Source organism: Nitrospira sp. (assembly GCA_030692565.1).
Lineage (GTDB): Bacteria > Nitrospirota > Nitrospiria > Nitrospirales > Nitrospiraceae > Nitrospira_D.
In genome coordinates this window covers 99,484-111,253 of sequence record JAUYAO010000059.1, presented here as the reverse complement: position 1 = coordinate 111,253, position 11,770 = coordinate 99,484, and the positions used below count along the sequence as shown (strand labels likewise).

The window sequence follows — 11,770 nt, the reverse complement described above, 5'->3', positions numbered from 1 at the left end:
TTGGCATACCGGTTTTTCGTCAGTGCTGAATTCCATGCGGAACGGTTTCCCATCCCCTTTCTTAAGGCTTCTCTGAGCGGTTTTCTCTCCTAGGTTCCGGAGTCTCTGTGGCCGAAATCAAAGCAAGAATCCAATGGCTAATCGGCCTGAGAGTCCTCGTTGTGACTCTCCTGCTCGGGCTTTCTCTCACGTTCCAAGTCACGAGAGGGGAACAGGTCGAGACGTTCTATAGCCTGATCGTGTTCACCTACGCGATCACCATTGGGTATGCCCTCGCTCTTCGTTTTGTGACCACCACTGAGGGGTTGGTCCAACTAGCCTGGGTGCAGATCGGCATCGACTTCCTACTCGAAACAGTCTTGATCGCAAGAACCGGCGGGATCGAGAGCCCGTTTTTGGTGCTGTATGTGATCTCGGTTACGTTGGCGAGCCTGGTGCCTCGCCGGAAGGTCGGCCTCCTGACCGCCAGCCTGTGCGTCATCCTCTTCGGCCTCCTGACTAATCTTCAATTATATGGGCTCACTGAAGCCTGGGGTTGGTTGCCCAGGACACGTCTGAGTGCGCCGGAAACGCTTCAGACGTTTGGGGTTCACAGTCTGGCGTTCTTGGTGGTGGGCTTCTTGAGTGGCCTTCTGACAGAACAGCTTCAACGTGCGGATCATTCGCTCAAGGAAAAAGAGCAGGGACTCAGCCGTCTTCAGGCTTTTCATGAAAACATCATTCACAGCATCAGTAGCGGCGTATTTACTGCTGATGAGGAGGGGCGAATCACCTCCTTTAACCCTGCCGCACAGGAAGCCACCGGACATAATCTCGCGCAAGTTCAAGGGCGCCCCTGGCGAGACGTGTTTAACTGGCATCCGGATCGATCTCTGGATGTGCCGGACGAAGGGGCTGCACATATGCGGTTCGAAGTGGAGTGTACGCGCGCGGACGGGAGTCGCTTAATGCTGGGGATGACGCTGTCGCCACTCCAGGAACGTGGAAAGACGACAGGGATGGTCGGCGTCTTCAAAGACTTGACGCAGATTCGGGATCTTGAAGAGGAAATGCGCCGGAAAGATTGGCTTGCCAGTCTGGGCGAAATGTCGGCCGGGATGGCCCACGAGATCCGCAACCCGCTCGGCGCGTTGGCTGGGGCGATGCAAATGTTGCGGAAGGATCTTCATGCGGATGAGACGAGCCAGCGGCTGATGGACATCGCGATTCGGGAGGCGACGCGACTCGATACAATCATCACGGAGTTTCTCCAGTATGCACGGCCTCCGGCTTTGAATCTGGCCGAGCATGATTTGAACAAACTCCTTGCCGAGACCCTTGATCTGGTACAACATGAAGCTCGGACGAGAGCGAATATTCGGATTGAAGCCAAGCCGTCTCGTGAGGCGTTGGCCGGGCAGGTGGATCAGGATCAGTTGAAGCAGGTGTTCTGGAATCTTGCCACGAATGCGTTTGATGCCATGCCGAAGGGCGGACAATTGACGATCGCGACCAGCTGCAGAGCCATCGATGTTGGCGGGCGTAAAGGAGAGGTCATCGAGATTTCTTTCCAAGATACCGGCGAAGGGATCTCGAAGAAGAATCTCGACAACATCTTTCTTCCGTTCTTTACGACCAAAAAACAGGGGTCAGGATTGGGTCTTGCGGCGGTTCATCGGATTGTCGATTTGCATGGGGGGTGGATCAAAGTTGAGAGCAAAGAGCATGAGGGGTCTCGATTTGTGGTGTGCTTGCCCCGCTCGGCCGATGTCGGCGTGAGGCTCTGGCATGAAGGTAGGGAGCCATGGAAAAGATCTTAGTCGTTGACGATGAGCAGAGTTTGCGGGAAGTGTTGAGCATCATGCTCAAGCGGGCGGGGTATGCCGTCACGGCGGTGTCGGATGGTGAAGAGGCGATTGAACAGTTGCAGAAAGAAATTTTCGATCTCGTGATTACCGACCTGCGGATGCCCAAAGTGGATGGAATGGAAGTGCTCCGGGCCGTCAAGTCCGCCTCGCCAGAAACTGTGGTCCTGATCATTACGGCCTTTGCCACGGCGGACTCGGCCGTTGAGGCGATGAAGCAGGGCGCGTACGACTATCTTACGAAGCCGTTCCAGGTTGATGAAGTGCAATTGATCATCCGGAATGCACTCGAGAAACGGCGGTTGACGACAGAGAACATCTTGTTGAAGCGCGAGATGGCGAGTCAGTCGTCCTTTGCCCAGTTGGTGGGACAGAGTGAGGCGATGCAGAAGGTGTTCGATGTGGTGAAGAAAGTCGCCGACTCAAAGAGCAATGTGTTGATTTGCGGAGAGAGCGGGACCGGCAAAGAACTCGTCGCTCGGGCGATCCACTACAATAGTGCGCGGAGCCCCTTGCCGTTTGTGGCCGTGAATTGCAGTGCGGTGCCCGAAACGCTCTTGGAGAGCGAGTTATTCGGGCATATGAAGGGCTCGTTCACGGGTGCCATTTCCAACAAAGCCGGGCTGTTCGAAGTCGCGAACGGAGGCACGATTTTCTTGGATGAGATCGGGGACACGACGCCGACGATCCAGGTGAAGTTATTGCGGGTGATTCAGGAACGCGAATTTCGTCGAGTCGGCGGGACGCAGGATATTAAGGTCGATGTGCGCATCGTGGCTGCGACGAATAAAGATCTTGAGAAGGCCGTGGCGGATGGCTCCTTCCGTGAAGATCTGTACTACCGTTTGGATGTCATTCCGATCCGTCTCCCACCGCTTCGACTGCGTTCCGGTGATATTCCGCTGCTCGTCACGCATTTTCTCACGCGGTTTTCCAAGGAAAGCGGGAAACCGATGCCGACGATCAGCCCTGAGGCAATGCAAGTACTGTTAGGGCATGAGTGGCGTGGCAATGTGCGAGAGCTGGAAAACTTGATTGAGCGAGTGGTCGCATTCTCAACCGGGGGCCCAGTGACGGACGCTGACATGCGTGGATGGCTTCACCGGACAGTATCGCCCCAACAACAGGGCGGGGTCCCGACCGAACTGCCGGAAGATGGGTTAGACCTTGAGGGAATGATCAATGGCCTTGAGAAGGACCTCCTGCTGAAGGCGTTGGAGCGGACCCAGTGGGTGAAAAAGAAAGCGGCCAGATTGCTCCGGCTCAACACCCGATCATTCCGCTACCGGCTCGAGAAGTATGCTATAAAGGGAGGCCGTGACTAGACCGCACGAAGATTCGCCCAATCCCCCTCGATCCGCCGTTACCGTATTCGCTCCAGCCAAGGTTAATCTGATCCTGCGGGTGCTCGATCGCCGTCCGGACGGGTTTCACAATGTGTGGAGCCTCATGCAGACGGTTGGACTTGAAGACGTCGTCACCATTCGCCTGGCTCCGCAGCACACGGAGATTCGGTTAGAGTGCGACAGTCATTCGCTTAGCGTCGATCAGACCAACCTTGTCTATCGTGCCGCGGCAGCGGTGCTCGTGCAATTGCAGCGAAAGATCGGTCTCGACATCCAGATGGCAAAGCGCATTCCAATGGGCGCTGGCCTTGGTGGCGGGAGCAGCGATGCGGCGGCAACCATTCTTGGAATCGATCGACTTCTGAACGTCGGCTGGTCAGCAGCCCGGATGGCGGAAATCGGTCAAGAGCTTGGAAGCGATGTCCCGTTCTTCTTTCATGCGCCGACTGCAGTCGTTGTTGGTCGAGGCGAGCAGGTCAGGGCGATTCACCTGGCCGATGCCCGTTGGGCCGTGCTCGTAAATCCCGGCTTCCCCGTGGAAACGAAATGGGCCTATCAGCAACTGTCTGCAACGCGGCAAGGGGTGGCCCCGCTTTCCGATCGATGCACCCAGCTTGCGTCACAGAGCCGGACTGCATGGGAGGATGTGATCAGCCTGGCTTCAAACGATTTCGAAGGCCCGGTGTTCGCGACGCATCCTGTTCTTCATCAGATCAAGCGGGACTTGTTGAGCCGGGGCGCTCAGCTGGCCTTGTTGTCCGGCAGCGGTGCGACGGTGTTCGGGATATTCCAGGACGAGGCCGGCGCTCGCCGGGCGGCTGCGTACTTTCACGGGCGGCGGGAATTGAAGACATTTGTGGCGCAGACCAGTTCTGGAAAACTGCGAGTCGAGTGAGCGCCTTCCGATTTGCCGGCAATCGGTTGACAAATCCGAGGCCTTTCCGATACAGTCCGCCACTTGGTTGGCTTCTTCCGCAGCGAGCCGTGAGCAAGGTAGCAGAGCCTCTGCACTCTGCCGACGTCCGCCGGTAAGTCAATTCACCCAAGAATTTTCAAGAATTCAGTTACTTAATAGTAAGAGATTGGATCGTTTGAGAAGTCGGTGATGAACAGAGAACTGAAAATATTCTCTGGGAACGCTAATCCTGCGCTTGCCCATGAGATTTGCACCTACCTCGGGCAAAAGCTCGGGGCGGCCACCGTCTCTTCCTTTAGTGACGGCGAGATCCGGGTCAAAGTCGATGAAAATGTGCGCGGCGCTGACATCTTTGTCGTGCAGTCGACTTGTCAGCCTGTGAACGATTCACTTCTGGAGCTGTTGATCATCATCGACGCGCTGAAACGTTCGTCGGCGAACCGGATCACAGCGGTTATTCCCTACTTTGGTTATGGGCGGCAGGATCGGAAGGATCAACCGCGCGTGCCGATTTCGGCGAAGCTGGTGGCCGATTTGATCAGTACCGCGGGTGCCGATCGTGTCTTGACGATGGACCTCCATGCGGGGCAGATTCAGGGGTTTTTCAACGTGCCGGTCGATCACTTGTATGCATTGCCGGTGCTCTTGGATTACATCACCAAGAAGAAGATCAATGACTTAGTTGTGGTGTCGCCGGACGCCGGCGGGGTCGAGCGTGCGCGGGCTTTTGCCAAGCGGCTGCAGGCCAATCTCGCCATTATCGATAAACGCCGTGAAGGCCCGAATCAAGCGCAGATCATGAATATCATCGGCGATGTGCAGGGAAAGAGCGTGATGCTCCTGGACGATATGATCGACACGGCCGGAACCATTGTACAGGGCGCCCAGGCGTGCGCCGACAAAGGGGCGCGGGAAGTGTGGGCCGCCTGTACGCACGCGGTCTTGTCAGGGCCGGCGTTGGAGCGGATCACGAAGTCCTGTCTGTCGCAGGTGGTAGTGACCAATACCATTCCCTTGCGCGGGAAAGAGCAAGCTTGTCCCAAGTTGCATCAACTTTCGGTCGCGCCGTTATTGGGCGAGGCCATTCGGCGTATTCACGAAGACGAATCAGTCAGCTCATTATTTGCCTGAGTCCTTGAATCGCGGGGACCAGATCGACGTAGGAGAGACGGAGGAGCATCATGAAATTTGATTTAGCAGTGACCGTACGGGAGCAATCGGGGAAGGGTATCGCGCGCCAGCTACGACGGAGCGGCAAGATCCCCGCGGTGCTCTATGGGCAGGGAGAATGTGTGCTTCTCACGGTCAACCCCGATGAACTGGTGAAGATTCTCAAGGCGCAAGCCGGCAGCACGGTGCTCGTGTCATTGACCGTAGACGGCGCCAAGACTAAGGCGAGTCGCACGGCATTGTTGCGTGATTATCAGGTGGATCCCATTACCGGCAGTGTGTTGCATGCCGATTTGTTTGAAATCTCCATGGACAAGCCGATTCGCGTGAAAGTGCCGGTGCACGTCACCGGCGGCATTCCTGTCGGCGTAAAAGAAGGCGGCGTGTTGCATAATAATGCCCGTGAACTCCATATCGAATGTTTGCCGGCGGTGCTGCCGGACCAGATCGACGTGGATGCGTCTTCACTCGGAATCAGCCAAGGCATTCACCTGAAGGATGTGGCGCGGCGCGAGGGTATCCGATTCCTCGACGACGAAGATCTGATGATTGTAAGTGTCGCGGCGCCGATCTCCGATGCCAAGCTGGAAGCACTGCTGACTGGTGGCGCAGGCGCAGCGGCGTCCGAGCCGGAAGTTGTGGCGAAGGGCAAGGAAGCAGGCGAAGGCGGAGAGCCTGCGAAGGCGGGCGCGGCCGCAGCCGGAGATGCCAAAGGTGGCGACAAGAAAGCCGCCGGTAAGGATGCTCCGAAAGCTGAAAAGAAGGAACCTGAAAAGAAGAAGTAGCGGTGCATCTCCTCGTCGGACTGGGCAACCCAGGCAAAGCCTACGCCCGGACCCGTCACAACGTCGGTATGTGGGCCATCGAGCGGGCGGCTGCTCGATGGTCTATCCGTCTCGCCTCCCGCGGTACTGCTCAACGAGGATCCGGTCGGCTTGGGTCGGAGTTCATCGAACTCGCCGGCTTGTTGGACTGGATGAATCTCACGGGGCCTCCCCTCAAAGGTTTGCTGCGCGAGTTCAAGATCAAGCCGGACAACTTGATCCTCATTCACGATGATCTCGATTTAGAGCCCGGTCGACTGCGCATCAAGCAAGGCGGCGGGGCCGGTGGGCATAACGGGATTAAATCGGTGATCGAGGCGCTTGGGACTCCCCAGTTTATCCGGGTCAAAATCGGAATCGGTCGGCCCGCTCCTGGCATGGATGCCGCGGACTATGTTCTTCAGCCGGTGACGCAGGAGGAGGCGGCGGTTTTTACGCCATGCCTAGAACGAGCCGTTGACGCAATGGAGTGCCTGATCCACCGAGGTCTTTCCACGGCCATGAATCAATTCAATATTCGTGAGAAGGCGCCGCAAAGCGAAGAAGGGGCATAGACTGCATCGGGCGGATATGAGCTTCATGACGAGGTAGTAGTGCTCGAGCAGTAAGCCAGCATGATGGATGTGGGGTTCTTCCATGCGTAGATGTATGTGCGTGACCGTCCTGGTGCTGATGGGGCTGATATTTGTTCAGGTTGGAATTGCCGGGCCGGCTCAAGCCGGAGATTTTGCCTTCGAGTCGATCCGACTCAGGGGCGGGTTCAGCGGCGGCTCCCCGCTTGGGCGAGAGCGACAGAGTGATTTCCAGCAGGCAGACCTTGCGGCGACAGTTCGACTTCCTTGGGAGAAGGAGCTTGGCGGAGGCTGGATACTCGGCACGAGGATGCTTGCATCGATCGGCATGCTACGCGGGGCCAACGAAACTAATGGGATCATGACAATCGTGCCGCTTGATATTGTCTTGGGGCGCAAGGATGGACTGATAGCGATCGACGTCGGAGGGGGAGGGGCCCTGCTCAGCGATTATAAATTCGGCCGGCAGAATTTCGGCGGAGCCGGTCAATTCATCTGGACGTTCGGCATAACCAGCCGCGTGGCTGGACCGCTCGGAATCGGCTATCACTTTCAGCATTATTCGGATGCTACGCTCTATGGGCAAGACAGCCGCGGGGTCGATCTCCATCTCATCGAGCTGATCTATTGGTTTGATCGACGAGACTAGGCGGTCGTAATCTCTGTGCTATGGCGCAATCGGAGTGATCCTGAGCATCACTCATTCAATTGACAGCCTCTTTGCCGCTGTGATACCGTCCACCGTTCTTTACGCCTCATATAGAGGCACCTACACCTCGCTCCGGACCGGATCCGGGGCCTTTGTCCAGGAGGATTGCTGCATGGAGCTGTACGAGTCTCTGTTCATTATTCGTCCGTCCGTCTCCGACGAGGAGACCAATACCCTCATCGATAAGATGAAAGCCGTGGCCGATAAGACCGGCGCGCAATTCATCAAGGCCGAGAATTGGGGCAAGAAGAAGCTTGCCTACGAAGTGCGGCATGAGCGGAAAGGCACCTATGCCTATTTCTACTTTCGCGCCCCCAACACGACGGTCGGCGAGCTCGAGCGGGCCTACCGTTTGGAAGACAACATCCTCAAGTTCTTGACCGTCCATCTTGAAAAAGAATTAGTTCCGCCGCGTCCGTTGGAGGCCTCAGCGCAGGAGACCGACGGTGGCCGGATTTAATAAAGTCATCCTCATGGGCAATCTCACGCGGAATCCCGAGCTCCGGTATACGCCGAGCGGGACTCCGGTCGCGAGCTTCGGACTGGCGGTGAGCCGACGGTTCAAGCAGGGTGAAGAGCTGAAAGAGGAAGTCTGTTTTGTAGACATCGTGGTGTTCGGCAAGCAGGCGGAACATTGCGGACAGTATTTGAGCAAGGGCAACGGGGCGATCATTGAAGGGCGGCTCCAGCAACGCCGCTGGGAAACGGAAGACGGGCAGAAGCGCAGCAAGCACGAGGTCGTGGCCCAGAGCGTGACCTTCATGCCGAAGCGCCAGGATGGCGGCGGGACGAGCGGCGGACCGGGCGGTGAGCCGCCGATTCATGACGAACCCAGCTATGAGTTTGACGAACAGCATTGATTAGGACGAACGAGGAGGCAGTGATGGAACGAACGGGTGGCGGTGCAGGCGGTGGTGATCGCCGTGACGGTAACGGGGGCGGCGGGCGGTTGTTTCAACGGCGTCGGCCGTGCCGGTTTTGCCTGGAAAAGGCCCCGATTGATTTTAAGGATGCCGGGTTGCTTAGGAATTTTCTCACCGAGCGTGGACGAATCGTTCCGCGCCGGATCTCCGGGAACTGCATGCGGCATCAGCGTGAATTGACGATTTCGATCAAGCGCGCCCGGCATATCGCGATCATCAGCTTTGCCGAGGAGCGATAGCGCGCGTGAGTCAGCGTGACGCGATACAGGCGTGGGGAGCCGGCGTGTCGCCGGAGATCATGATGGATCTGCTCACTCCGCATCTTGCAGATATCACCGCCGACGGGTTGTCGCTGACGGGTGACGTGACCGCCGAGGAGCTGGGACTGACCGAAGCAGACACGCAGCTCGAAGGCGCGCTGGCTGTCGGATTGGATTTGACTCAGGTGGAGCGCACGATTTGTGTGACCGGAGTGGTGGAAGGGACGGCCATCCGGGAATGTGTGCGGTGCTCGGCTCATTTTTCTGAGCCGTTGGCGTTTGCGCTCCGCGTGGTGTACGAACCGGAACCGAAGGCGGTGTCGCCGGCGGCCAAGCGGGTCGATCACCGCAAGAAGGCGGTCGAGCCGGTAGACGTCGAGCCGGACGAGACGGATGACGAGATTTATCATTACGCGGGAGATCACTTGGAGCTCGCGCCGATGCTGCGAGAGCAAGTGATTTTGTCGAACCCGATGCATCCGTTGTGCAAAGTAGATTGTGCCGGGTTGTGCCAGCATTGTGGAAAGAATTTGAACGAGGGGCGGTGTGCCTGCCCGGATGAGGCGCCGACCAATCCGTTTCAAGTATTGAAGAGCTTGAAGACTGAACAGAAGTGACGTCGGGGGCCCGATCTCTCGGCGGTCTTGAACGTGGGAAGGAGTTGCCATGCCTAATCCGAAACATAAACATTCTCGCGCACGCCGCGACAAGCGACGCACACAAAAGCTGCGGATGACCCCTCCGGGGATGTCCGTATGTCCGCAGTGTCACGAGCTGAAGCTGCCGCATTACACTTGTTTGAACTGTGGGACATACAAGGGGAAGGCAGTTATTCAGGTCGAAGAGTCCTAGCAGGATCGAGAACAGCTGCGCCGAGGCCTCTTGGCCTCGGCTCTTTTCGTTCCGGTTGTGCATTTCGTGCGTCTGCGCTAAGCTCTCGGCTCATCGGGGGCAATCACGGGTGCCACGCGTGTTCAGTCACCTATTCCAATCTCGAGCACATGATTCCGCATGAAGATCGCACGTGCTGTGATCGTGCGAGACCATGGCCCCGCGCCTCTGGTGCTGCCCATCGCACAACAGGGCCCAGTGCGAGTGCTCAGCTGGCGTCGTCCGTTCACCCATTTTCGAGTACGTGACTCCCTATGAAGATTGCGCTTGATGCGATGGGGGGGGACCATGGTCCCGCACCCTGTATCGAGGGCGCCATGCAGGCCGCCAAAGAACTCGACGTCGAGGTCATTCTCGTCGGCGACGAGGCGGTCTTGAAGCGCGAATGCGCGCGCCTTGGTGCCACCGACCCTCGCCTCTCCATTCGGCATGCCCCTCAGGTCGTCGAAATGCATGAATCGCCGGCGACCGTGGCGCGCAAAAAGCGGGATTCGTCGATCTGGATCGCCACAGAGTTGGTCAAGCACGGAGAGGCCAGTGCCGTGGTCAGTCCGGGCAACACCGGTGCGAGCATGGTGTCGTCATTCTTCGTGTTGGGTTTGACCAAAGGTGTCGAGCGCCCGGCCATTGCGACCAGCTTGCCGACGTTGACGGGCGAGGCCATCATGCTGGACGTCGGCGCCAACGTCGACTGCTCGGCGAAACATCTCGAACAATTTGCCCTGATGGGGAACGAATACGGAAAGCATCTGTTTCGCAAGCCCAATCCACGCGTCGGCCTCCTGAGTATCGGTGAGGAAGACAGCAAGGGCAATGAAGTCACCAAAGAAGCCTTCAAGCTATTGAAGGCCAGCTCGTTGAACTTCATCGGCAACGTCGAGGGGCGTGAGGTCTATAGCGGAACGGCTGACGTCGTTGTCTGCGACGGGTTTATCGGGAATGTCGCGCTGAAAATTTCCGAGGGCGTGGCTGAAACCATCAAGAAGCTCCTGATCAAAGAAATTTCCGGTTCGTGGCTGGGCCGGCTGGCCTATCCGCTGATCGCGGGGCCGCTCCTCAATCTGAAACGCAAGATCGACTATGCGGAGTTCGGCGGCGCGCCGTTGCTCGGAGTCAACGGGATCACCATCATTTGCCACGGCCGCTCCTCGGCGAAAGCCATTAAGAATGCCATCCGTCGGGGCAAAGGGATGGCTGAAGGGCGTGTGCACGAACTGATTCAACGGGATATCGAAGAGAGTATTGCCAGTCCATCGCCTGCGGAGCCCTCTGCATGAAATCCCGTATCACGGGAACCGGGTCGTATGCCCCGTCTCGAGTCATGACCAATACGGAGCTCGAACGTATGGTGGCGACGTCCGATGACTGGATTCGCGAACGAACGGGAATTCGCGAACGCCATATTGCGGCATCCGGGGAAGCCTGCTCGGACCTCGCGGTTCAGGCCGGGCGGCGTGCGCTGGATGCAGCTGGTCTCGCGGCATCCGATCTCGATTTGATTCTGGTTGCCACCTGTACCGGCGACTACCCGTTGCCGGCGACTGCGTGTCTGGTGCAGCATCAACTGGGTGCGACGAAGGCGGCGGCCTGCGACCTGTCGGCGGCCTGCTGCGGATTTGTCTACGCCTTGTCGGTGGCGGATGCGTATGTACGAACCGGAATGCGGCATGTCTTGGTGATCGGTTCCGAGGTGATGTCGGCGATTACCGATTGGAGTGACCGGAATACCTGCATCCTGTTTGGTGATGGGGCGGGCGCCGCGGTGGTCAGCGCGAGCGACGATGAACGGGGGATACTCTCGACACATTTGCGGTCAGACGGGAGCCTCTGTGAGTTGATCACCGTGCCGGCCGGCGGGTCGCGTACGCCACTCTCCGAGCAGGTAATAGCCGAGCGGGCCCACTTCATCAAGATGAAGGGGAATGAGACCTTCAAAGTCGCCGTGCGGACGCTGGAGGAAATCGCCCGGGAGACGCTGGCCGCAAACCAGCTTCAGGTCGAAGATCTGGATCTCTATGTGCCGCATCAAGCCAATATGCGGATTCTCAAGGCCGTGATGGAACGGCTCGGTCTTCCTCTTGAGAAGGTGATGGTGAATCTTGAACGCTATGGGAATACGTCGGCGGCCTCGATTCCAATCGCCCTGGACGAGGCGGTTCGAGCAGGGCGGGTCCAGGAAGGGTCGCTCGTTATGTTAGGCGCATTTGGAGCCGGGTTGACCTGGGCCTCGGCGTTGATCCGATGGTAATGGCTGTGAGTCGACACGCAGCCGTCCCGCACAACTTTTCCCGTTGACATTCCACGTCATTTCTAAG

The 11,770-nt window shown here is 57.9% G+C and carries 14 protein-coding genes; all 14 read left to right on the top strand.

Translation table 11 applies throughout. The annotated features are described in order from the left end of the window. Nucleotides 1–107 precede the first annotated feature (107 nt). The gene (locus tag Q8N04_20400) at nucleotides 108–1,799 is read left to right on the top strand and encodes an ATP-binding protein (GenBank protein MDP3093040.1); all 1,692 of its coding nucleotides are present in this window, start codon (nucleotides 108–110) and stop codon (nucleotides 1,797–1,799) included. Beyond that, nucleotides 1,784–3,169, top strand: coding sequence for a sigma-54 dependent transcriptional regulator (locus Q8N04_20395; protein ID MDP3093039.1), 1,386 nt, complete (start codon nucleotides 1,784–1,786; stop codon nucleotides 3,167–3,169). The genes Q8N04_20400 and Q8N04_20395 overlap by 16 nt, the downstream gene beginning before the upstream one ends. Further along, nucleotides 3,162–4,085, top strand: coding sequence for a 4-(cytidine 5'-diphospho)-2-C-methyl-D-erythritol kinase (ispE, locus tag Q8N04_20390; protein ID MDP3093038.1), 924 nt, complete (start codon nucleotides 3,162–3,164; stop codon nucleotides 4,083–4,085). Before Q8N04_20395 ends, ispE begins: the two co-directional genes overlap by 8 nt. Nucleotides 4,086–4,295: 210 nt before the next feature. After that, nucleotides 4,296–5,237, top strand: a complete 942-nt coding sequence (locus Q8N04_20385) for a ribose-phosphate pyrophosphokinase (GenBank protein ID MDP3093037.1) — start codon at nucleotides 4,296–4,298, stop codon at nucleotides 5,235–5,237. 50 nt (nucleotides 5,238–5,287) lie between these two features. Next, entirely contained in the window at nucleotides 5,288–6,061 is a 774-nt protein-coding gene (locus Q8N04_20380; protein MDP3093036.1) for a 50S ribosomal protein L25, read from the top strand. Nucleotides 6,062–6,063: 2 nt separating this feature from the next. After that, nucleotides 6,064–6,654, top strand: coding sequence for an aminoacyl-tRNA hydrolase (gene pth, locus Q8N04_20375; protein ID MDP3093035.1), 591 nt, complete (start codon nucleotides 6,064–6,066; stop codon nucleotides 6,652–6,654). Between the two features lie 82 nt (nucleotides 6,655–6,736). Then, nucleotides 6,737–7,321 (top strand): acyloxyacyl hydrolase, encoded by a 585-nt coding sequence (locus Q8N04_20370; GenBank protein ID MDP3093034.1) that lies wholly within the window; start codon nucleotides 6,737–6,739, stop codon nucleotides 7,319–7,321. A gap of 172 nt (nucleotides 7,322–7,493) precedes the next feature. After that, nucleotides 7,494–7,841 (top strand): 30S ribosomal protein S6, encoded by a 348-nt coding sequence (rpsF, locus tag Q8N04_20365; GenBank protein ID MDP3093033.1) that lies wholly within the window; start codon nucleotides 7,494–7,496, stop codon nucleotides 7,839–7,841. Continuing rightward, nucleotides 7,828–8,241, top strand: coding sequence for a single-stranded DNA-binding protein (locus Q8N04_20360; GenBank protein ID MDP3093032.1), 414 nt, complete (start codon nucleotides 7,828–7,830; stop codon nucleotides 8,239–8,241). Before rpsF ends, Q8N04_20360 begins: the two co-directional genes overlap by 14 nt. A 23-nt stretch (nucleotides 8,242–8,264) precedes the next feature. Next, nucleotides 8,265–8,543 (top strand): 30S ribosomal protein S18, encoded by a 279-nt coding sequence (gene rpsR / locus Q8N04_20355; protein MDP3093031.1) that lies wholly within the window; start codon nucleotides 8,265–8,267, stop codon nucleotides 8,541–8,543. A 5-nt stretch (nucleotides 8,544–8,548) separates the two neighbouring features. Then, nucleotides 8,549–9,181 (top strand): DUF177 domain-containing protein, encoded by a 633-nt coding sequence (locus Q8N04_20350; protein MDP3093030.1) that lies wholly within the window; start codon nucleotides 8,549–8,551, stop codon nucleotides 9,179–9,181. 49 nt (nucleotides 9,182–9,230) lie between these two features. Next, entirely contained in the window at nucleotides 9,231–9,416 is a 186-nt protein-coding gene (rpmF, locus tag Q8N04_20345) for a 50S ribosomal protein L32 (GenBank protein ID MDP3093029.1), read from the top strand. Between the two features lie 293 nt (nucleotides 9,417–9,709). Further along, entirely contained in the window at nucleotides 9,710–10,732 is a 1,023-nt protein-coding gene (plsX, locus tag Q8N04_20340; protein MDP3093028.1) for a phosphate acyltransferase PlsX, read from the top strand. Next, the gene (locus Q8N04_20335; protein MDP3093027.1) at nucleotides 10,729–11,703 is read left to right on the top strand and encodes a beta-ketoacyl-ACP synthase III; all 975 of its coding nucleotides are present in this window, start codon (nucleotides 10,729–10,731) and stop codon (nucleotides 11,701–11,703) included. Before plsX ends, Q8N04_20335 begins: the two co-directional genes overlap by 4 nt. The last annotated feature ends 67 nt before the right edge of the window (nucleotides 11,704–11,770 follow it).